Origin of the sequence: Streptomyces sp. KM273126, from assembly GCF_004337435.2 — a bacterium.
Classification (GTDB): Bacteria; Actinomycetota; Actinomycetes; order Streptomycetales; family Streptomycetaceae; genus Streptomyces; species Streptomyces acidicola.
Genome location: NZ_SJXB02000001.1, coordinates 1685920 through 1707048, shown reverse-complemented (window position 1 = coordinate 1707048; position 21129 = coordinate 1685920). Strand labels below are relative to the sequence as shown.

At 69.2% G+C, this 21129-nt stretch carries 18 protein-coding genes and 2 pseudogenes; 8 read left to right on the top strand and 12 right to left on the bottom strand.

Going from position 1 to position 21129, the window contains the following annotated elements; genetic code table 11:
- Positions 1-23 precede the first annotated feature (23 nt).
- Both E0500_RS07510 and E0500_RS07505 read right to left on the bottom strand, forming a co-directional pair.
- On the bottom strand, positions 24-701 hold the full coding sequence (locus tag E0500_RS07510; RefSeq protein WP_131572202.1) for a response regulator transcription factor: 678 nt from the start codon (positions 699-701) through the stop codon (positions 24-26).
- Positions 698-1987, bottom strand: a complete 1290-nt coding sequence (locus E0500_RS07505; RefSeq protein ID WP_165935273.1) for a histidine kinase — start codon at positions 1985-1987, stop codon at positions 698-700. Before E0500_RS07505 ends, E0500_RS07510 begins: the two co-directional genes overlap by 4 nt.
- Positions 1988-2110: 123 nt before the next feature.
- On the opposite strand from E0500_RS07505, the gene E0500_RS07500 reads away from it, so the two are divergent.
- Complete coding sequence (locus E0500_RS07500) at positions 2111-2686, top strand: GNAT family N-acetyltransferase (protein ID WP_131572203.1); 576 nt, start codon at positions 2111-2113, stop codon at positions 2684-2686.
- A 64-nt stretch (positions 2687-2750) separates the two neighbouring features.
- Here E0500_RS07500 and E0500_RS43595 read toward each other — a convergent pair.
- The 6 genes and pseudogenes from E0500_RS43595 to E0500_RS07465 form a co-directional block, all read right to left on the bottom strand.
- A pseudogene (locus E0500_RS43595) lies at positions 2751-4351 on the bottom strand (hypothetical protein); the annotation flags it as partial.
- A 138-nt stretch (positions 4352-4489) separates the two neighbouring features.
- The gene (locus E0500_RS07485) at positions 4490-5911 is read right to left on the bottom strand and encodes an ATP-binding protein (RefSeq protein WP_131572183.1); all 1422 of its coding nucleotides are present in this window, start codon (positions 5909-5911) and stop codon (positions 4490-4492) included.
- 98 nt (positions 5912-6009) lie between these two features.
- Positions 6010-7569, bottom strand: a complete 1560-nt coding sequence (locus E0500_RS07480) for an SCO6880 family protein (RefSeq protein ID WP_131572182.1) — start codon at positions 7567-7569, stop codon at positions 6010-6012.
- A pseudogene (locus tag E0500_RS07475) lies at positions 7566-8884 on the bottom strand (hypothetical protein). The gene E0500_RS07480 and the pseudogene E0500_RS07475 overlap by 4 nt, the downstream one beginning before the upstream one ends.
- A complete protein-coding gene (locus tag E0500_RS07470) occupies positions 8874-9740 on the bottom strand; it encodes a hypothetical protein (protein ID WP_181586904.1) in 867 nt (288 codons plus the stop codon). The pseudogene E0500_RS07475 and the gene E0500_RS07470 overlap by 11 nt, the downstream one beginning before the upstream one ends.
- A gap of 213 nt (positions 9741-9953) precedes the next feature.
- Positions 9954-10262 (bottom strand): hypothetical protein, encoded by a 309-nt coding sequence (locus E0500_RS07465; RefSeq protein WP_131572015.1) that lies wholly within the window; start codon positions 10260-10262, stop codon positions 9954-9956.
- Between the two features lie 518 nt (positions 10263-10780).
- Between E0500_RS07465 and E0500_RS07460 the strand changes: the two genes are divergently transcribed.
- Positions 10781-11158, top strand: a complete 378-nt coding sequence (locus E0500_RS07460; RefSeq protein WP_131572016.1) for a helix-turn-helix transcriptional regulator — start codon at positions 10781-10783, stop codon at positions 11156-11158.
- Positions 11155-11796, top strand: a complete 642-nt coding sequence (locus E0500_RS07455; protein WP_131572017.1) for an SRPBCC family protein — start codon at positions 11155-11157, stop codon at positions 11794-11796. The genes E0500_RS07460 and E0500_RS07455 overlap by 4 nt, the downstream gene beginning before the upstream one ends.
- A gap of 71 nt (positions 11797-11867) precedes the next feature.
- Here the strand turns inward: E0500_RS07455 and E0500_RS07450 are convergent, their stop codons facing one another.
- From E0500_RS07450 to E0500_RS07440, 3 genes are read right to left on the bottom strand one after another with little or no spacing between them, the layout of a single operon-like run.
- Complete coding sequence (locus E0500_RS07450; RefSeq protein ID WP_131572018.1) at positions 11868-12131, bottom strand: DUF397 domain-containing protein; 264 nt, start codon at positions 12129-12131, stop codon at positions 11868-11870.
- Complete coding sequence (locus E0500_RS07445; protein WP_131572019.1) at positions 12124-12312, bottom strand: DUF397 domain-containing protein; 189 nt, start codon at positions 12310-12312, stop codon at positions 12124-12126. Before E0500_RS07445 ends, E0500_RS07450 begins: the two co-directional genes overlap by 8 nt.
- 10 nt (positions 12313-12322) lie before the next feature.
- On the bottom strand, positions 12323-13168 hold the full coding sequence (locus E0500_RS07440; protein WP_131572020.1) for a helix-turn-helix transcriptional regulator: 846 nt from the start codon (positions 13166-13168) through the stop codon (positions 12323-12325).
- 143 nt (positions 13169-13311) lie between these two features.
- Here E0500_RS07440 and E0500_RS07435 point away from each other — a divergent pair, with 143 nt between their 5' ends.
- From E0500_RS07435 to E0500_RS07420, 4 genes are all read left to right on the top strand, one after another.
- Positions 13312-13734, top strand: a complete 423-nt coding sequence (locus tag E0500_RS07435) for an ATP-binding protein (protein ID WP_181586903.1) — start codon at positions 13312-13314, stop codon at positions 13732-13734.
- Positions 13735-13815: 81 nt separating this feature from the next.
- Positions 13816-14541: a serine protease gene (locus tag E0500_RS07430; protein WP_131572238.1), complete on the top strand. Its 726-nt coding sequence runs from the start codon at positions 13816-13818 to the stop codon at positions 14539-14541.
- A 71-nt stretch (positions 14542-14612) separates the two neighbouring features.
- Entirely contained in the window at positions 14613-15620 is a 1008-nt protein-coding gene (locus E0500_RS07425; RefSeq protein ID WP_181587216.1) for a bifunctional lytic transglycosylase/C40 family peptidase, read from the top strand.
- Positions 15621-15851: 231 nt separating this feature from the next.
- Positions 15852-16637, top strand: coding sequence for a phosphatase PAP2 family protein (locus E0500_RS07420; RefSeq protein WP_131572236.1), 786 nt, complete (start codon positions 15852-15854; stop codon positions 16635-16637).
- A 392-nt stretch (positions 16638-17029) separates the two neighbouring features.
- Here the strand turns inward: E0500_RS07420 and E0500_RS07415 are convergent, their stop codons facing one another.
- Positions 17030-18622 (bottom strand): FAD-binding oxidoreductase, encoded by a 1593-nt coding sequence (locus tag E0500_RS07415; RefSeq protein WP_131571268.1) that lies wholly within the window; start codon positions 18620-18622, stop codon positions 17030-17032.
- A gap of 428 nt (positions 18623-19050) precedes the next feature.
- On the opposite strand from E0500_RS07415, the gene E0500_RS07410 reads away from it, so the two are divergent.
- Positions 19051-20634 carry a Rieske 2Fe-2S domain-containing protein gene (locus tag E0500_RS07410; RefSeq protein ID WP_131571271.1) on the top strand — a complete coding sequence of 528 codons (1584 nt, stop codon included), beginning with the start codon at positions 19051-19053 and terminating at the stop codon, positions 20632-20634.
- The last annotated feature ends 495 nt before the right edge of the window (positions 20635-21129 follow it).

Sequence of the window (21129 nt, the reverse complement as noted above, 5' to 3'; positions counted from 1 at the left end):
GTCGGCTCACTCTCAGGTCACTCTCAGGCCGGTCGTACCAGTTTCGTGTCGTACGCCAGGATCACTGCCTGGATGCGGTCTCGTGAACCCGTCTTCGCGAGGATTCTGGTCACGTGTGTTTTCACCGTCGACTCGGCGACATGTAAGCGGGCGGAGATTTCGGCGTTGGTCCAGCCCCGGCCGATGACCGTCAGGATTTCCCGTTCGCGGTCCGTGAGGGCGGCCAGGCGGGGGTCCGGCTCGGGTGGTGTGTGGGGCGTCTGAGATGTCTCCGAGGGCAGGAGCTGGACGTATGCGTCGAGGAGACGCCGCGTCAGACCGGGGGCCACCACGGCGTCTCCGGAGGCGACGGAGCGTATGCCGGAGAGGAGTTCCTCCGGTAGTGCGTCCTTGACGAGGAAGCCGGAGGCACCGGCGCGGAGGCCGGCGTAGGCGTACTCGTCGAGGTCGAACGTGGTGAGGATGAGGACGCGGGTGCGGTGGCCCTGGGCCACGATCCGGCGGGTCGCCTCGATGCCGTCCAGGCCCGGCATGCGGATGTCCATCAGGACCACGTCGGGGTGGAGTTCGGCCGTCATGCGGACCGCGTCGCTGCCGCCCGTCGCCTCGCCCAGGACCGTCATGTCGTCCTGGCTCTCCAGGAGCATGCGGAAGCCGAAGCGCTGGAGGGGCTGGTCGTCGGCGATGAGGACGGTGGTCACTGCGGGATTTCCTCCGGTAGGTGAAGGTGTACTCGCCAGCCCTGGTGCGGGTGAGGGAGTGGACCGGCCTCAAGTGTGCCGTCGTAGAGGGCGGTTCGTTCGCGCATGCCGGGCAGGCCGCGGCCGCCGTTGACAGGGGCTGGGGCCGTGGCTCCGCGGCCGGTGTCGGTGACTGTGACCGTGACGGCGCCCGAGGCCTCGTACGTCATCACGACCTCGGAGGTCGTTCCGGGGCCGCCGTGTTTGAGCGTGTTGGTGAGGGCTTCCTGGATGATGCGGTAGACGGTGAGTTGGCGGCCGGGGGGTAGGGGGCCGTTGCCGAGGATTGTGGTGTGGACCGGGAGGCCTGCTGCCCGGACGCCGGCGATGAGGTGGTCGATGTCGGTGAGGGCGGGCTGAGGGGCGAGTTCGGCCGTGGGCTCGGGGTGGTCTTCTCGGTCTTCTCGCAGGACGTCGAGGAGGCGGCGTAGCTCCGCGAGGGCCTGACGGCTGGTGGTGGCGATGGCGTCCAGGGCCTGGGTCGCGCGGTCGGGGTTCTTGGCCGCCGCGTAGCGGCCACCGTCCGCGAGGCCGGTGATGACCGAGAGGTTGTGGCCGATGATGTCGTGCATCTCGCGTGCGATACGGGCGCGTTCGGCGGCGGCGGCGAGCTGGAGTTGCTGGTCGCGTTCGACTTCGAGTTGGCGGGCGCGTTCGACGAGGGAGGCCAGGTACTCCTGGCGGGTGCGGACTGCGATGCCGACGACCGCCGAGAAGGCGAGGCTCATCGCGGGTGGGGCGATGCTCTGTTCGGGGCCCTGTTCGGCGGGGTAGCGGAAGGCGACCACTGCGAACGGGGCCACGGCCAGGGCGTACGACCAGAGCAGGGTGCGCAGGTGGGTGCGCAGGGCGACGTTGAAGAGGGCGACGAGCAGGATGTTGGAGGCCTGGAGGAGTGCCCCCGTCCAGGTGTTGACGAACGCGGACGACACCATGGTCAGCACGACCGCGAAGGGGTGGGTCCGGCGCCACAGCAGGGGGACGGAGAGGCCCAGGGACAGGGTGAGGATCAGCCAGCCGGGCAGGGTGGGGTTCTCGGTGACGTTCTTCCAGCCGCCGCTCGTGTAGTCGATGAGCGCGGCCGTCACGAAGAATGCGGTGACGAGCAGGTCCCACAGCAGCGGGTTGCGCCGGTCGAGGGCGCGTGCCTGCTGGGTGAGGCGCTGGAAGTGCCGGGTGAGTGGCTGGGGCGGCCGGGGATCGTTCGGGTGCCGGTCGCCCAGCTGCTGGGCCTGGTCACGTGTCACAGGGCCATCCTCGTACGGGACTTCGTCTTGCTGTCGATGCTTGTGCGTCGAGTGGCGGAGGGCGTCGGACGACGGCGCTAATTGGGGTGAGGGGTGTAGTACCGCGGTACTACGGTGGCCCGTATGGAGCGTGAGGAGTTGCGAGGGGGCGTCGTCGTACGCGCGATCCGGGCCGAGGAGTGGCAGCGGGTCAGGGAGCTGCGGTTGGAGGCGCTCAGGGATCCGGTGGCGGAACTGGCGTTCCTGGAGACGTACGAGGAGGTTGCCGTGAAGCCCGACTCCTTCTGGGAGGGGCGGGCGGCCGGGGCGGCCGAGGGGACGCGGGAGCGACAGCAGTTCATCGCCGAGACGGCCGGCGGGGAGTGGGTCGGGACGGTGGTCGGGCTCCTGGAGGAGGCCGGGGCGCTGGACGTCTTCGGGGGTGTCGTCGAGCGCGAGCAGGCCCATGTGGTGGGGGTGTTCGTGCGGCCCGAGTACCGGGGCGGTGCGGCGGGGGTGACCGGGGCGCTGTTCGAGGCGGCGCTGGAGTGGGCCTGGGCGGCCGGGGTCGAGCGGGTGCGGCTGTTCGTGCACGAGCGGAACACCCGTGCCGAGGCGTTCTATCGGAAGGCCGGGTTCGTGGTGAGTGGGGTGACCCTGCCCGCGCCTGCGGGGGTTGGGGGCCGGGAGCTGGAGTACGTGGTCGAGCGCCGGGTGTGAGGGTTCCGGTGGTGAGTGAGCTGCTGTGGTGCGTGGGGGCCTGTGGCGTGAGTGGGTGTCTCTATACCGGCAGCTCGTACTGGGGCCAGCGTGAGCGGCCCTGTTCCCTTGACCTCATCAGTGCCAGTGTCGGCATGCCGCGGTCCGCTCCCGTGGTCAGGAGGTCGGGGAGCTGGGGGACGGGTGCCACCGCTGCCACGTCGTCCAGGATCAGGGTGAGTGGTGGGTCGAGGCGGCCGGAGGATGACCGTTCGGCCATGCGCCGGCCGCGCTCGACCACGCTTGCGGTGAGGGCGGTGAGCAGAGGCATCGCCCCTGGGGTCGTCCTGGGGTCCTCGATGGGCTCACCGACCACATAGAGTGTGCCCCCTTCGTGGACGAAGGAATCCAGGGCCAGCGAGTCTGTTCGGTTGGGAGTGCAGGACTCCCGGACGTTGATCGTGGACAGGGCCGACAGGGCACGTGCCGTCAGCTCCTGTGCCATGTCGCGGCGTTCGGGGTGCGAGGTGAGTGCGGACTCCAGTTCGCCCGCTGTGCCCGAAGCCGCCTTCGGGTTGGTACGCAGGGCCCGTACCGCGTCCTGCACCTGTGAACCCTGCGCCCAGCGGTGGATGTGGCGGACGGTGCGGCCGTCCACGGCTGCGGCGTGGAGATAGCTGCGCAGGAGCGTTTCGGCGACGTCGGCGAGCGCCTGGTCGATCTTGGCCGTGGGGCGGACAGGAGCGAGGAGCGCGGCTGCGCGGGCGGCCGCGACCGCCTTGTCCTCGCAGCCTCTTGAGGGCGACCAGTGGAGGCGTGCCGGGGTGTCGCAGAGGTGCGAGGGGTCGTAGAGGTGGACCGGGCCGAGCTTGGCGCGTGCGTCCTTGGTGTCCGCCCAGAGCGTGGGGTTCGAGGTGACGATCAGGGCGGGACCCTCGGCGTCGCGTGCCGCCTGGGCGGCGAGAGGGTGGCGGGTCGCGGCCGGGCCCAGGATCACCGGACCCCGGGGGCGGGCAGGGTGACGGGGGTCTTGGCGAGGGCGGTGCTTTCGGCTGCCCGGGTGAGGGCGGCCGCTTCTGCCGCCAGTGCGGCCAGTGCTGCCAAGCTTGTTGCCGCCGAGTCCGCTGCCGCCAGGCCTGTTGTCGGCGAGTCCGTTGCCGCCGGGTTCGCCTGCGCGGTGTGAGGTGCTGCCGGGACCGGGGCAGGGGTTGGTGTCGGTTCGGGTTCGTGTGCGGGGGCGGGGCGAGGGGACGGTGCCGTGTACGAGGGCTTGGTCAGGGGCACGTTGCCCTGTGGCTCGGCCGGGCGCTCGCGTTCCCGAAGTTCCTCCGGCTCCGCCGACTTCGTACGTCTCGTCGTACGCCCTGCCGTACGTCCCGTCGTGCGTCCCGATCCCTGCTCGGTCTTCCGCCGTGCCCGTACGGCGCGCCAACGGGCGACCGTGCCCAACACGAACACGGTCAGTACCACCAGCACCATCAGCTGGCCGATGAACAGGCCCCAGAAGAGCCCGTACCCGGAGAGCTGGTCGGCGGGGGTGTCCGGCCAGGCGCCCGCGATGTCGTGCGGTTGCCCGATGAGGTGGCGCAACGCCAGCGGGGTACGGACGAACGTGACGCCGTCCGGCCACCCGCCCCGGGTGAACCAGCCGGCGAGTCCCGTGGCCGTCCACACCATCAGGCTCATGCCGAGGAGGAAGCCGAGGAGCCCGATCAGCAGCCCGTCGGGGATGCCGCCGGCCTCGCGGCCGCGGTCACGCTCGTCCGGTCTCATCCCAGGCCACCGTCCACCCCGCCGTCCATGACATCGCCCATGTCACCGTTCTCACGCCACCGTCGACTCGGACGACCCGTCCAGGTCGCTCAGATGCTGTTCCACGAACGCCGCCGCCCGTTCCTCCGCCTCCAGCTCCGCGGCGCGCAGGGCGTCGTCCGCGTGGTCGGTCGACGACTCGGTCATGGCGCGGTCCGTGAAGACCAGCGGGCGTTCGGTCTCGGTGACCAGGTGTTTGACCACCTGCACGTTGCCGTTGACGTCCCACACAGCGATGCCCGGTGTCAGGGTCGGGATGATCTCCACGGCCCACCTGGGCAGGCCCAGCACCCGGCCGGTCGCCCTCGCCTCGTCGGCCTTCTGGGCGTAGATCGTCCGGGTCGACGCCATCTTCAGGATCGCGGCCGCCTCCTTCGCCGCGGCGCCGTCCACCACGTCGCTCAGGTGGTGCACGACCGCCACGAAGGACAGGCCGAGGCGGCGGCCGAACTTCAGCAGGCGCTGGAAGAGCTGGGCCACGAAGGGGCTGTTGATGATGTGCCAGGCCTCCTCGACCAGGAAGATGCGCTTCTTCCGGTCGGGGCGGATCCAGGTGTGCTCCAGCCACACACCCACGATCGCCATGAGGATGGGCATGGCGATCGAGTTGCGGTCGATGTGGGACAGGTCGAAGACGATGAGGGGTGCGTCGAGGTCGATGCCGACCGTCGTGGGGCCGTCGAACATGCCCCTGAGGTCACCGTCGACCAGGCGGTCGAGGACCAGCGCCACGTCCAGGCCCCAGGCGCGTACGTCGTCTATGGGGACGTTCATCGCCTCCGCCGACTCCGGTTCGGGGTGGCGCAGTTGATCGACGATGTCGGTGAGGACGGGCTGGCGGTCGACGATCGTCTCGTTGACGTACGCGTGGGCGACCTTCAGGGCGAAGCCGGAACGCTCGTCCAGGCCGTGGCCCATGGCGACCTCGATGATGGTGCGCAGCAGCGCGAGCTGGCCCGTGGTCGTGATCGACGGGTCCAGGGGGTTGAGCCGGATGCCGTGGTCGAGGGCGGCCGTCGGGTCGAGCCGGATGGGAGTTATCCCCAGCTCCTGCGCGATGAGGTTCCATTCGCCGACGCCGTCCTCGCCCTGGGCGTCGAGGACGACGACCTGGCGGTCGCGGAAGCGCAGCTGGCGGAGCACGTACGTCTTCTCCAGCGCCGACTTGCCGTTGCCGGACTCGCCGAGGACCAGCCAGTGCGGGGCGGGGAGCTGCTGCCCGTAGAGCTGGAACGGGTCGTAGATGTAGCCCTTTCCGGAGTACACCTCACGGCCGATGATCACGCCCGAGTCGCCGAGGCCGGGGGCGGCCGTCGGCAGGTAGACCGCCTGGGCCTGGCCGGTCGACGTGCGCACCGGGAGCCGGGTCGACTCGACCTTGCCGAAGAGGAAGGACGTGAAGGCGTCCGTGAGGGCGGACAGCGGATCCCGCATCAGCGATGTACCTCCTGCCGTGCCCCCGGGTGGTTGTGCAGCCGTACTTCCAGGTCCTCCCGCAGCTGTCGCTCCGAATGATCCCGCATGCAGCAGCCCTACCTTCGGATTCCGGTGGCGAACGGAAGGGTGTTGACGAACGCGCGGTGGTGCTCGCGGTCGCACCACTCCAGTTTCAGGTACGACTTGCCGGCCGAGGCCCTTATCGTGCGCTTGTCGCGGGCCAGCGCCTCCGGGGAGCGGGAGGAGACGGTGATGTAGCCGACCAGGTTGACGCCGGCGGCGCCGCTCGCGAGGTCCTCGCCGCGCTGGTCGAGGCGGGTGTGGGAGGCCACGTCCCGCGGGTCGACGGTGCGGTTCATCTTGGCGGCGCGGCTGGCCTCCGCCTCGTCGTTGGTCTTCTCGGTCAGCATGCGTTCGATGGCTACCTCGGTGGGTTCGAGGTCCATCGTCACGGCGACCGTTCGGATGACGTCCGGGGTGTGGACCAGGAGGGGCGCGAGGAAGTTCACGCCCACGGGGGTCATCGGCCACTCCTTGACCCAGGCCGTGGCGTGGCACCAGGGGGCGCGGGTGGACGACTCGCGCGTCTTCGCCTGGAGGAACGTCGGCTCCATCGCGTCCAGCTCGGCCGGCCAGGCGTTGCGCTTGGTCATGGCCTGGATGTGGTCGATGGGGTGGTCCGGGTCGTACATGGAGTGCACGAGGGAGGCGAGGCGGCCCTGGCCGAGCGGCTGCCGTACACGGATGTCGGCCTCCTGGAGGCGCGAGCAGATGTCGGTGAGCTCGCGGGCCATGACGACGGCCAGACCGGCGTCCTTGTCGAGCTTCTTGCCGCCCTGCGGACGGGCGGCGCGGGCCATCGCGTGGGCCTCGGCGGCCAGCTCGCGCGTGTAGTGCATGCAGGCGACGAGGTACGCCCGGTGCTGCTCGCTGCTGGTGGACACCATGGACTGCAGCTGGTCGTAGGACTGCTGGAGCCACGGCAGGGCTTTGTCGTCCCCGCGTGCGGCGACGTCCTTGGCGTGGGCGTCGGGGTCGGCGGGGAGGGTGCGGGCGAGCATCTGGAGGCGGGTGACGAAGCCGTCGCCGTTCGCCACGTGCTTCAGCAGGGTGCCGAAGCGGTCGACGAGCGCCTCCTGGTCCTCGGAGTCGCGCAGGCCCACGCCGGGGCCCTCGATCTCGATGGCGGCGGTGACGGTCCTGCGGTCCGCGTGGAGCAGTACGGCGATCTCGTCCGGCCCGAACGGCGCGGCCAGCCAGGTGATGCGCCCGATGCCGGGCGGCGGACCGATCTCGACCTCACGTCCGTCGATGCCGGTGCCGGCCTCGACGGCGGCGGAACGGTACGCGGTGCCCTGCCGGAGGGTGCGCTTGTAGCTGCGGTTGATCTCGTACCACTTGTAGAACGTCCGCCGCTTGTACGGCACGTACACCGCCGCCAGAGCCAGCATCGGGAAGCCGGTCAGCAGCACGATCCGCAGGGACAGGACGGGGACGAGGAGCCCGCACATCATGCCGAGGAACGCGCCCGCGATGATCAGTACGATCTCGCCGGACTCGCGGTTCCGGCCGATCACGGCGTTCGGCCGGGCGCGGCCGATCAGATACGTACGGCGGGGCGTGACCGGATGGGACACGTGGGACTGAGTCGTCAACGCCCTTCACCTCCCGAGCGATTGGTGCTGCTGTTGCGTGTGTTGCTTGCGTGCGGGGTGTTGACCGGGCTGGAACGCGGCGGGGGTGCGGCGGAGGGGACAGATCCGCCGCCACCGCCCGCCGACGACCGCGAGCTGTGCGCGGCCACGCCTGAGGAGGCGGGGTTGGAGGGGCGGGGGCGGAGGCCTGGCCTCCGCCGCCGTTGTTGTCCGCCCGGGTGCTGTGGGTCTTGATGCCCTGGGCCACGAGGGTGGCCGGGGAGCTGATGACGGCCGCGGCCTTGCCCTCGGCGCCCTGCATGATGCGGTTGTTGCGGGAGTTCGCGATCTCGTCGCCGAAGCCCGGGACGAAACGGTAGATCATCGCGGACGCGAAGATGGCCAGCAGGATGATGGACAGGCCGGAGACGACCGCGGAGAAGGCGTCGGGCCCGTCCTCGCCGGCCAGCGCGCCGGCGAGCCCGAGGACGATCACGATGACCGGCTTGACCAGGATCACCGCGATCATGATGCCCGCCCAGCGGCGGACGTGGCCCCACAGGTTCTTGTCGACGAGTCCGGCGTAGACGACGGTGCCCAGGAGCGCGCCGACGTAGAGCAGCGCGGCCCTTATCACCAGCTCCAGCCACAGGACGCCCGCGGCGAGGATCGAGACCAGCGACACGACGATGAGCATGATGGGCCCGCCGCCGATGTCCTCGCCCTTGTCCAGGGCGCTGGAGAAGTTGCCGAAGAAGGTGTCGGTCTGGTCGCCGGTGGCCTTGGCCAGGACTTCTGAGACACCGTCGGTCGCCGAGACGACGGTGTACAGGATCAGCGGGGTGAAGGCCGACGCGAGGACCGTCAGCCAGAGGAAGCCGATCGCCTCGGAGATGGCCGTGGTGAGCGGGACCCCTCGTACGGCTCGCTTGGCCACCGCGAGCAGCCAGAGGAGGAGGGTGAGGATCGTGGAGGCCGCGAAGACCACGGCGTACTGCTGGAGGAACGTCGGGTTCGTGAAGTCGACGTTCGCGGTCTGCTCGACGGCGTCGGAGAGCTTGTCGATGGTCCAGGAGGCGGCGTCGGCGCAGCCCTTGGCCAGGGAGGCGAGGGGGTCGAGGGGGTTGGATACGTCGGGGGTGTCGGGGCCGTTGCGGCTGCCTGCGCCGGTGTCGCCTTCGCAGACGTCCCGTGCCTGGCCTCGAAGGAGGTCGCATGCGTCGTTGCTCGGCGACGGAGTGGGCTCGGCGAAGGCACGGGTGGCGAACAGGAGCGTGGCCGTCTGCACGGCTGTGACCGTGGCGGCAAGCTTGAGTACGCGGTGTTTAGCGGGCATAGGTGAACCCTCCGTACTCCTCGACTGCCTTGCTCATGTCCTCTGCGGTGGATGCTCTCTGGTCCCGTCCGACCGGGACCGGGCCGTCCTTCTGGGTGAAGTCGGTGACCTTCCAGTCACCGTCGACCCACTTCAACTGGTAGGTCGTCGTGTACCAGCTCTCGGTCACGGGGTTCGTGGAACCCTCGCCCGACAGGCCGAAGAGGGATGTGTACCAGAGTGCGACTGTTGCGGTGCTGTCGCTGGAGGACGTGACCTTGGTGCCCACGGGGATGACGCGTGAGACAAAGGTCTGGCCGCTCGGTGCGGCGCCGTCCTTGTCCAGGCCGAGCTTCGCGAGGAAGCTCTCCCGGGAGTAGACCTGGTCGAACTCCGGCAACTGGGCGGCGGCAACGTCGGGCGCGTACACGGTGTTGACGATCGCGTGCCGCTGCTCGGTGTCGTACATGTCGGCCGAGCCGAGCGCGATGCCGTAGTTGGTGGCTGCGGACTGGGCGCCCTGCTCGTTGTGGGCGTAGCCCGTCGGAATCCCTCCCGTCTTGATCCCCACCGGCTGCTCCCCGGACGGGGCCGTCGCCGCGCTCTTCGCCTTGTCGCCGGACGACGCCGCGTCCGTGGAGTCGTCGCCCCCGCCGCGGTTGGCGAAGGCGATGGCGGCGATGAGCAGGACGACCACACCCACGACGGTCACAAGGCTGCGGGAGGACGACGGACGCCCGCGCCGGGCGCCCCCGTACACCCCACTGCCGCCTGCCTGTTCGGGCAGCCGGGTGCGGGTCTGGCCCGTACCGCCGTACGCCCCGCCGTCGCCGCCCCGTGAGCCGGAGTCGCCGTAACCGTCGTCACCGAGACTCATGCCGCGTAGCCCCCTCGACCTCGTACGGACGGAAACGCATGACAGTACGACGGTAGCCGTGCTGGTTCCCGCGCGGGCGCGGTGTGGAGACTCGACATCAGGGACATCAGGGGAACGCAACCTCAGCCGGTGGGCGCGACGGACGGGTGGGGTCAGTGGGGCACGACACGACAGGATGTGCCACGCGTCCGGCGGGCGGCCGCGCGGCGCGCGCTACACGGCCATGCCGTACACGATGGTGAAGAGCGTGCCCAGCGAACCGATGATGAAGACACCGGTGAGGCCCGCGACGATGAGGCCCTTGCCCTGTTCCGCGCTGAAGGTGTCGCGGAGGGCCGTCGCGCCGATGCGTTGCTTCGCCGCGCCCCAGATCGCGATGCCGAGGCAGAGGAGGATGGCGATCGCCATCACGACCTCGATCATCACGCGCGCCTCGTTGCCCAGACTGCCGAAGGGGCCCCAGTCGGGGGCAATTCCGCCGATGATGGTGGTGATGTCGCCCTTTTCGGCCGCAACGAACATGTAAGTCACCGCCCCTAGCGGGTAGTTCTGCACCCTCTGACACGGGTGCGCAGAGGTCGGGCCCATTCTCGCCGACAAATCCGCTGTCGTATGTCGACTTGGCGTCATTGGTTGGCGGGTTTCGTACGAATCCCTTGCCCCGGGCCCCGGCTGACCACTCATGGTCGGCGCGGAACGACGGGTGACGGGTCATAGCGTCACTCTGTGTATCACGGCAGTTTACGCCGAGCAACGAGGTCGAAGCGGAACCTGTGTGTGGTTCCGTCGTTGGTCACCCTTCGCGCCGCGCGGTCGGGGGCTGTCGGGGTCCGTTGGGGTCCGGTGAGGTCCGTCGGGGTTCGAGTGTGCCGGATGTGGGTGTGGGGTGCGCGTGCGGGGTGGCGTGGGGCGCGGGCTTTGGCCGGAACTGAGCGGGTCGCGATCGCAACTTTGACGCGAATGATCGGCTTGTGGGACGTGTGCGCCGGGCCGTTTCATTAGCGCTCGCTTATATAAGCGGACGGTGATACGTTGCCTTCATGCACGCGTTCGAAGTGCTCGGAGACCCCGTACGGCGGCGGATTCTGGAGCTGCTGGCCGAGGGTGAGAGGACGTCAGGCTCGGTTTCCGAGGTCATCAGGGCGGAGTTCGGGATATCGCAGCCCGGCGTCTCGCAGCATCTGAAGGTGCTGCGGGAGAACGGTTTCGCGACCGTGCGCCCGGAAGGGACCCGGCGTCTGTACGCCGTGAACTCGGAGCCGTTGCGTGACATAGACGTCTGGCTCGACCGCTTCCGCCGTTTCTGGACCCCGCATCTGGACGCCCTGGCCACGGAGTTGGCGCGGGGCAAGCGTGAGCGCCGGTTGCGCGACTCCGGTTCGGGCGAGCGCCCCCAGGATGTGAGAGGAACCCCATGATCGACGTGACCCACCAGATCAACGCCGTACAGCGCAAGGTCGGCTCCCGTGTCTTCAAGGCGGGCGAGGCACGTGTGGTGACCCTGAGTCAGACGTACAACTCGACCGTCGAGGACCTGTGGGACGCCTGCACCAACCCCGAGCGCATCCCCCGCTGGTTCCTGCCCGTCTCCGGCGAGCTGCGCCTCGGCGGGCGCTACCAGCTTCAGGGCAACGCGGGCGGCACGGTCGAGCGCTGCGATCCCCCGAAGGGCTTCAGCGCGACCTGGGAGTACGACGAGAACGTCAGCTGGATCGAGCTCCGGCTGACCGAGGCCCCCGAGGGCGGCACCCGCTTCGAGCTCGACCACATCATGCACGTGGAGGACGACGCGCGCTGGGCGGAGTTCGGCCCCGGCGCGGTCGGCGTCGGCTGGGAGCTGGGTCTCGTGGGTCTGACCCTCCACCTCTCGACCGGGGCGCCCGCGGACCCGCAAGAGGGCATGGCCTGGGTGGGCAGCGAGGAGGGCCGCCGCTTCGTGGCGCTGAGCAGCGACGGGTGGTACGAGGCGTTCGTGGCGGCCGGGGAGGACCCGGCCGTGGCCCGCGCGAAGGCGGACCGGACGACGGCGGCCTACACGGGTGCGGAGGAGGGCTGAGCGGGCGGCTCGGCCCCCCGGGCGGACGTTGCCGCCGTGGGTCTGGCGGCCCGGCGGCAACGTCCGTGCGGTCATTTCTCCGGAGCGGGGTCGAGGTCCAGTTCGACCCCCTCCACGAAGTGGTCGAACTCGCCTGCCTGTACGCCCAGTACGAAGGCGTCCCACTTCCGGCGGTTGGTCGTCACGACGTTGTCCGGGTCGCTGGTCTCACGGATGTAGACGGGCGCCTCGGGGTCCTCGCTCTCGGTGAAGGCGATCTCGATCCAGGGGCCGGGGCCGGTCGCGTTCTCGGGGGCGGCCCGGATCCAGTCGAGGTCGGTGGGGATGTCAGTCAAGGGTGGTGTCCTTCTTGAGGGTGGTGAGGAGGGCGAGGAAGGCGTCGAAGGCGGCCGGGGTGGCCTTGAGTATGGCGCCGCCGGGGTCGCTGCTTTCGGTGAGATGGATTGTGTCGGGGGTCGCTGCTACGTGGACGCAGGAGTTTCCTTCGCTGCAGTAGGAGGACTTCTGCCAGTTCATGAGGGGTGCCTCACAGCTCTCGCATCAGGGTGTGGACAAGGGCTCGGGTGTTCTCCGGGCTCAGCGCTACGGCATCGATCCGTTCGAAGAGTGTTCGATATTTGTGTAGCTGGGCCTCGGCGTCGAGGAAAGCGACGCCGTGGGACTGGTCGAGCTGGACGGTGTCCAGATGCGGGACCGGGCCGTACGCGTAGTAGATGGACTGCCCGGAGCCCGGGTAGGCGCCGGCGTCGAAGGTGATGGCGCGCAGGGTGATGTGGTCGCGCTCGCTCATGTCGAGCAGGTACTGAAGCTGCTGCCGGGTGATCGTGGGTCCGCCGACCTTCATGCGCAGGGCCGCCTCGTGGACGATCGCCTCGTAGGGGGTGGGGTTGTCCTCGCGATAGAGGATTGCCTGCCGCTTGATGCGGAACGAGAGACGGTGCTCGATGTCGGGTGGTGAGAGCTCGGTGACCGCCTGGCGGAAGATTTCGAGGGCGTACTCCCGAGTCTGGAGCAGTCCGGGGACGCGGGCTGTGGTGCTCGCACGCAATGCCTGGGCATGGTGTTCCAGCTCGGCCAGGTCGAGGAGTGCGCTGGGCACCAGATCGCGGTACTGCTCCCACCAGCCGCGTGTGCGCTGCGCGGTCATGTCGCTGAGGGCTTGGACGAGGGACTTGTCGGAGCAGTCGTAGTGGCAGGCGATGGTGCGTACCCGCTCGGCGCTCATGCCTACGCGACCGGCCTCCATGTTGCTGACCTGCGCCTGCTTGATGCCCAGGAGTTGACCAGCCTCGGTGGCGCTCAGGCCCGCGCGTTCGCGCAGTTTGCGCAGCTCGGCGCCGAAGCGCAGTTGGCGACCCGTCGGGTTTCTCACGGGGTTGCCGCCTCCTTGTTGTCACTCACAGGGGTGGTAATGAATGTGATCCCGGGCAAATTGTGAATGTATTCACTGCGCGCCGCTACCTTGGACATCACGCAGGACAATCACCCAACTCCCCTCTGTAACCGGAGACTTCCATGGCCACCGTATCCCCGTCCTGGAACTACACCCTCCACCTCCCCCGAGACCCCCGCGCCCCCGGCGTCGCCCGCGCGACCCTCCGTACCGTTCTCGCCGCCCACCACCTCACCCGGCTCACCCCCACCGCCGAGCTGCTGGCCTCCGAACTGCTCACCAACGCCCACGCGCACACGGAGGGGCCGTACGCCCTGCGGATCCGGTCCGTGGAGCGGGACCGGCTCATGGTGGCCGTGTGGGACGCCGACCCCAAGGTGCCGGACGCCTTCAAGGAGGGTGCCCCCGTCGGCGTGCCGCCGGAAGACCTTGAGCACGGTCGCGGGCTGCACCTCGTCCGGGCGTGTGCGGACTCGCTGGGGGTGTCCGTACCGCGGGGGCGGGGTGGCGACAAGGGAGGGAAGCTGCTGTGGGCCGTGGTGTAGCAGTCCGCCCGCACTCCTTCACGGGCAATTCTCAGAGTTGCCCGAGGTGCATTCTCACGCTCGTGGGGCAACCTGGGTCTGATGCGTATATCCCTGCTGGGTGCCGTCGTGCTGCTGACCGTCACCTCCTCGTCCCTCGCCGTCGCCGACGACGGTCCGGGGCCCTTCGGGGTGACCGCCGACGCCCCGGCGAGTGCCGCCACCGCGCGCGTGGGGGCGATCTTCCGGGGCGGGCTGAGTAGCGGGCACTTCTGCACGGGGTCTGTCGTGCGGAGCAAGGGGCATGACCTCGTCGTCACCGCCGCGCACTGTCTCGACGGGGGCGGAGATCTCGTTTTCGTGCCCGGGTACCGGGACGGGAAGGCGCCGTACGGGGTCTGGAAGGTCGAGAAGACGTACGTGCCCGGTCGGTGGGACGGCGGGGAGCAGGGCGAGGACAGTGATGTCGCCTTCGCTCGGGTGGAGAGGAAGGGCGGGCGAGGGGTTCAGGACGTGGTCGGGGGGAACGTGTTCGCACCCCATCGGGTCACCGGAGCCACCGCGGTCACCGTGACCGGGTACGCCAAGTCCAGCTCGACGCCCATCACTTGCACGAACAAGCCGACGGCCCACAACTCCACCCAGCAGCGCATCGCATGCCCCGGCTTCTCCGGCGGGACCAGCGGGAGCCCCTGGGTGAACGGGGACGGACAGGTCGTCGGGGTGCTCGGCGGGCACGAGGAGGGCGGGGCCACGGATGACATCTCGTACAGCGTGGTGTTCGGGGACGAGGCGGTCCGGCTGTATCGCGCCGCCGATGGCGAGTGATCATTCCGTGATCGCCGGGCCGCCTCTACACTTCTGTCGGTGGAGTGCGAGTGCCGGGCAGCGAGGGGCGGTTGACGGTGCGTAAGGCATGGATCGTGGGCATCGCCCTGTGCGGCGCCGGCCTCAGCTTCGTCCTGCTGCTCGTCGTCGGCGTCTACATGACCGCCGGGAGTCTGGTGGGCGGGGCCGGGGGCGGGCCCAAGGCGCTCGCCAAGGGGTCCGTGCCGGCCGAGTACAGCCCGCTCGTGCAGAAGTGGGGCAACCTGTGCAGCGCCATCAACCCGGCGCTGCTGGCCGCGCAGTTGTACCAGGAGAGCGGGTTCAACCCGAAGGCGCAGAGCCCGGCCGCGGCCCAGGGAATAGCGCAGTTCATCCCGGGCACATGGGCCACCCACGGCATCGACGGCAACGGGGACGGCAAGCGCGACGTGTGGGACCCGGCCGACGCGATCCCGTCGGCCGCGAAGTACGACTGCACCCTCGCCAAGTACGTGAAGGACGCGCCCGGGAACCCGACGCACAACATGCTCGCCGCCTACAACGCGGGCGCCTACGCGGTGATCAGGTACGGGGGCGTGCCGCCGTACAAGGAGACCCAGAACTACGTCAAGACGATCACGGACCTGGAGAAGAGCTTCGCCGCGCCCGTCACCAGGGTCGATCCGTCGAAGCAGGCCGCGGGAGCCATCGCGTACGCGCAGGAGAAGCTCGGGACGCCGTACCTGTGGGGCGGGACCGGCACGGCCGGCCAGGGTGGGCGCTTCGACTGCTCGGGGCTGACCCAGGCCGCCTACGAGACGGTCGGGATCACACTGCCCCGGGTCGCCAACGACCAGTACAACGCGGGGCCGCACCCGAAGCGGGACGAGCTGCTTCCGGGCGATCTGGTCTTCTTCTCCGACGACCTCACCAATTCGCGGGCCATCCGGCACGTGGGGATCTATGTGGGCGGCGGATACATGATCGATGCGCCCCGGCCCGGTGCCGTGATCCGCTTCGACCCGATCGACACTCCGGACTACTTCGGGGCAACTCGGGTCACCGAAGATGGCGCGAAAGCGTTGCCCACGACGATCTGATGGCGCGTAATTCTCTGTGAACCCGCCCTGAGCTGCGCAGATGTATCTCTCTTCGATAACGTCTGAGTGATCATTCAGTGGAGTGTGGAACGTAGAGAAGGGGACTGTGCGTTCCTTGTCTCGTAGCGCTTCGACGCGTGACGACGCCTACAACCACGGGGGTGGCCGCAGCGGCGCACGCAGGGGTGCGGCCGCCGAGCATGGAACAGACGACGAAGGGGCCGCTGCACGATGGCTGCATTCGCCGAGTCCGGCACGTATTCCGGGGTTTACTCCGGTCACGGAGCGCATCTCGCCGAGTCCATATCTCTCGCCGGGTCCGCGTCTTCCGCCGATTCCGGGTCGAACCCCGACGTCAGTCTGCTCTACGACATCAACGGCCTGGCCAAGGACGCACCCAACTGGTTCGACCGGGTCATGGAGTTCGTGGGCGAGTACGGACTGCTGCTCGTCATGGTGCTGCTGGTCCTGTGGTGCTGGTGGGGTGTGCGGCGGCGGGGCGGGGAGGATGCCGCGTCGTCCGTGGCCGCGCTGGCCTGGGTGCCGCTCGCCGCGGGGATCGCGGTGCTCATCAACGTGCCGATACGTGAGTTCGTGAAGCGGCCGAGGCCCTTCCTGGACCACGAGGGGCTGGAAGTCCTGGTCACCGGCAAGACCGACTACTCCTTCGTGAGCGACCACGCGACGCTGACCATGGCCATGGGAGTCGCGCTGTTCGTCGCCAACCGGAAGTTCGGGCTGGTGGGGATCGTGCTGGGGCTGCTCGGGGGCTTCTTGCGGATCTACATGGGCGTGCACTATCCGACGGACGTCGTGGGCGGCTTCGCCCTTGGCACGGCCGTGGCCCTGCTGCTGTCGCCGGTCGCGATGGCTCTGCTGACCCCGCTGGCGAAGGCGGTCGAGCGGTCGCCGCGGGCCGGGTGGCTGATCTCGGCCAAGCGGACCGAAAGCCAGGAGGCGGTGGTTCCGGGGGCTCGGGTGGAGCCTGCGGTGGACGACCGGGACTTGGCGGCGTAGCGCCCCGCGGGTGTTCGGGTGGGGTTTTCGCCCCCGCCGCCCCTACCCGTCCCATCCCTTCCCTGGGGGCTGCCGCCCCCAGACCCCCGCATCGGCCTGAACGGCCTCGTCCTCAAGCGCCGGACGGGCTGGGGGTGGGTGGCTGGGGTGGGTGGGTTTGTGCGGGTGGGCGGGGTGTGTCGGCCTGTACGGCCTTGTCCTCAAGCGCCGGACGGGCTGGAGGCGGGTGGCTGGGGTGGGTGGGAGGGGTGTGTCGGCCTGTACGGCCTCGTCCTCAAGCGCCGGACGGGCTGGGGGGTGCTGGACTGGGCCGGAATGGCTGGCCCAAAGGGCTTCAAAGTTCCGGAGCGGCCTCGATGCGGTAGAGAGAGCTCGAAGCGCCTGACAATGTTTCAGAGCGCCTGTGGGAAGTTGAAGAACCCCGCCGGGTCGTACTGCTTCTTCAGGGTCGCGAGGCGGGGTGCCGCGTCGCCGTAGTACGCCTTGCGCCAGTTGGTGAGGGTCGGGTCCGTGTAGTTCTGGTACGCGGCACCCGAGGCGTGGCGGGACATGGCCTGGTGGGCCGTGGTGAGCCAGGACCGGGCCGTGGTGCCGGAGGTGCCCGCCTTCCAGGAGACGATGTACTGGGCCAGCATCCGGGAGCGGCGGTGGACGAAGGCCGTCGCCGTGGGGGATACGCGGTTGATCGCGCCCCCGAGGGCCGTGAGCGCGATGCTGCCCGTACCGCCCCGTGCCGACGAGATGTGGGTGAGCAGGGTCTGGATTCCGGCCGGCGAGATCGAGCGGTCGAAGAAGTCCGAGCGTGCCGCGTACGTCTCGCGGCCCAGGGTACCGGTGGGCGTACGGCCCGGCGTGGAGCCGGGAAGGTGGCACTTGGCGTCCGTCGAGAAGGACGAGCAGCCCGCGTACATCTCCATCGACTCCTCGTACGAGCGGCGCTTCAGCGACACGCTGCGGGCCGAGGCGCCGAGGCGGTCGGCCAGGCGGTCGACGGCGTTCTGGAGTTCGCCGTACGTGCCGAGGGAGAAGGCCGAGACGGAGACCGTCGGGGTGCCGCCGGGCGCGCAGGCCAGGTGGCAGGACGACCAGATCTCGTCCGGCTGGTCCGGGCCCCACTCCTGCCAGGCCTTCACCACGGCGGCGGCCTTCGACCACGGCCACGTCATGTACGCGGAGACGGCCTGGGGCGCGGGGTGGGTACGGAAGCGGAGTTCGGTGACCACGCCGAAGTTGCCGTTGCCCGCGCCGCGCAGGGCCCAGAAGAGGTCCTTGTGGTCGGTGGCGTTCGCGGTGAGCTGCTTGCCGTCGGCGGTGACGATCGTGGCCTGGGTGAGGCTGTCGCAGGTCAGGCCGTATGCGCGGGAGACCACGCCGTGGCCGCCGCCCAGGGTGAGGCCGGACACGCCGACGGTGGGGCAGGAGCCGGCGGGGATGGTGACGCCCTTCGCGGCGAGGGCGCGGTAGACGTCGATCAGCTTGGCGCCGGCGCCGATGACCGCCTGGTTCGCGGAGGTGCGGATGGCGCCGAGTTCCGATACGTCGATGATCAGGTTGCCGTTGCCGGAGGACCAGCCCGCGTAGGAGTGGCCGCCGTTGCGGATCGATACGCGGGTTTTGTGAGTCTTCGCGTAGGCGAGGAGCGTGCGGATGTCGTCCGGGTGGGCGGCGTAGGCGACGGCTGCGGGCTTCAGGGTGTCGAAGCGGGTGTTGTAGAGCTGGTGGGCCGCCTGCCAGCTGCGGTCGCCGGGGCGTATGAGGGGGCCGTCGAGATCGTGGGCGAGGGCGGACCAGTTGGCGGCGGCGGCTTGGGTGCTGGTGGTGGCGCGGTTGCTGGTGGTGGCCGTACGGGTGGCGGTGGCGGTGGCCGAGGCGGCTCGCTCGGTGGGGCGGGGAGTGGCGGTGCACGCGGATGTGGCCGCGGTCGTCGCGGCCGTTGCCGTTGCCAGTGCGGCTGTGGTGCTGCCGATGAACGTGCGCCGTTCCATGTTCGCCTCCCGTGGGTTCCGTGGAACGAGACGGTGTCCGCCGTGCCTTGGGTTCCCATGGAGAGGGGCCTTGGGCGTCCCGCGAGGGTCGAGTTCCAGCCATTTCGTAGGAGGGGGTTGAGGGGGCCGCGCCCACGCTGCCGGGACTCGGCGGGACGGGGTCCTCAGGATCCTCAGGGCGGGGTCCGGGGCTGCCCTCCCGAGCCCTTCTGGCGGTGCTTCGGCTGTACGAGGGACTCCGGAAGGCGGAGCCCGTGTCGGCCTAAACAACCCTTCTGACCAGCCCATTCGTGGTCTGCCGTGACGGCGGCCGCCGTACTCAGCGGGTGCGCCTCCACGCAAATGCCCCCAGCGTTGTAGCCACGGACAAACCGTCCCATGACGCCGGGACGAGTGACCTACTCAGACGCATTGGGGTGCTGACGGACATGCGTGTAACTGGCCTGGGACATGCGGGGCTATTCATCGAGACAACCGCGGGATCAGTGCTGTGCGACCCCTGGGTCAACCCGGCCTTCTTCGGGTCGTGGTTCCCGTTCCCCGACAACAGCAGTCTGGACTGGGCGTACTACGGACAGGCAGCCGACTACCTCTACGTGTCGCACCTGCACAGGGACCATTTCGACGCGGAGAACCTGAGCAGGAACGTCCGAAAGGACATCACCGTACTGCTCCCCGCGTTCGCCACCCAGGAGTTGGAGCACGAGCTGCGTCAGCTGGGGTTCACGGACTTCCTGCGCACGCGCAGTGGCGAGCCCGTCGAGCGGGACGGGCTGCGGATCATGATCACCGCTCTGACCGGACCCGGCGACGGCCCCATCGGCGACTCCGCGCTGTCACTGGACGACGGCGAGACGGTCCTGCTCAACCAGAACGACGCCCACCCGCTCGACATCCAGGCGATCCGCGAGTTCGGCGAGGTCGACGCGTACTTCGTGCAGTTCTCCGGCGCGATCTGGTACCCGATGGTGTACGAGATGCCGCTGAAGGCGAAGCAGGAGTTCGCCGCCCGTAAGCGCCAGGGGCAGTTCGACCGGGCGGTGCGCTACATCGACGCGGTGCAGGCGAAGCACGTGTTCCCCAACTCGGGGCCCCCGTGCTTCCTCGACGACGACCTTTTCGAGTTCAACGGCACCGGACCGGACGGGGAGAGCATCTTCACCGATCAGCAGGAGTTCCTGACGCAGCTCGCCGAGGAACGGCCCAAGACGTCGGCGCACCTGCTGCTGCCGGGAAGTGTCGCCGAGGTGGGCGGGAGCGACTGCAAGGTCATCCACAGCCACACCGCGGGGCAGATCGACCAGATGTTCGGCAACAAGCGCGAGTACCTGCGGGACTACGCCCGCAGACAACAGGACTCCCTCGCGGCCGAACGAGCGTCTCGTTCCCCCGCTCTGCCACGGGACCAACTCGTCGCAGCACTCAAACAGTGGTGGGAACCGCTGATGGCCCGCGCGGACGGGATCTGCGCCGGCGTCGGTGGCCCGTTGCGGCTGAACGTCGACGACGTCCCGATCGTGATCGACTTCCCCGCGCGACAGGTCCGTGAGTGGGACGGGGAAGTGTGCCGCTACACGTTGTCCACCACCGGGGATCTGGTCGCCACCAACATCGCCCGGCGCGAGGTCGACTGGTCCAACAGTCTCCTGCTCTCGCTGCGGTTCAGCGCGAGCCGCGTCGGGCCCTACAACGAATACGTGTACACGTTCTTCAAGTGCCTGTCCGTCGAGCGCATCGACTACGTGGAGAACTACTACGCGGCCGCCCAGGAGGACGACGAGGACATCGAACTCGGCGGCTGGCGAGTGCAGCGCCGCTGCCCCCATCTGCAGGCCGACCTCAGCCGGTTCGGGCACATCGAGGACGACGTGCTCACCTGCACCATGCACGGCTGGCGCTACGACCTGTCCACGGGGCGCTGCCTGACGGCGGACAACCATGACATCCGCGCCACGCGTGACGCCTCTGGTGCCGGGGACCTCCGGTCGGGTCAGAGGGAAGGGGGCGAGTGACCTGGCTGAGCTGACTGACCTGACTGACGGAACGCGGGCTGCCGGAGGGCGCCCGCGTCCGCGTTGTCGTATGAACTCGCACTTTCCGCCCGTTAGTTATGCATGTGCCGGTTGTGTCAGCTATATCTGTTGTGCCGAATTGGGTGGGGTTGGTCGGGGTGTTCGGGGACCGGTGTGGCGGTGCGGGAGTGGGGCGTACGGAGGTGTGGGGCGGGCGTAGCCCCACGTCGGTCGGTGCGCCCGCGTAATTCGGGCGTCGGAATCCTCACGTGTCCTCGACGTAAGCGTTCCGTGACCTAACCGCACCGTCGACAGGGGTTCACCCGTCGTTCATTTATGGCCATCGGCGCCTTCACCTGTTCTGCCTACTTTCGGCCGTGCTGGGTGCGACGTGCGGCCCCCAACGGCACTCGCGCAGCGCATGACAAATGCAGTCCGAGAGATGGCCCCAAGGTACGGCGACCGCCGTCTCGATGGGTCGACACCACATCGCAC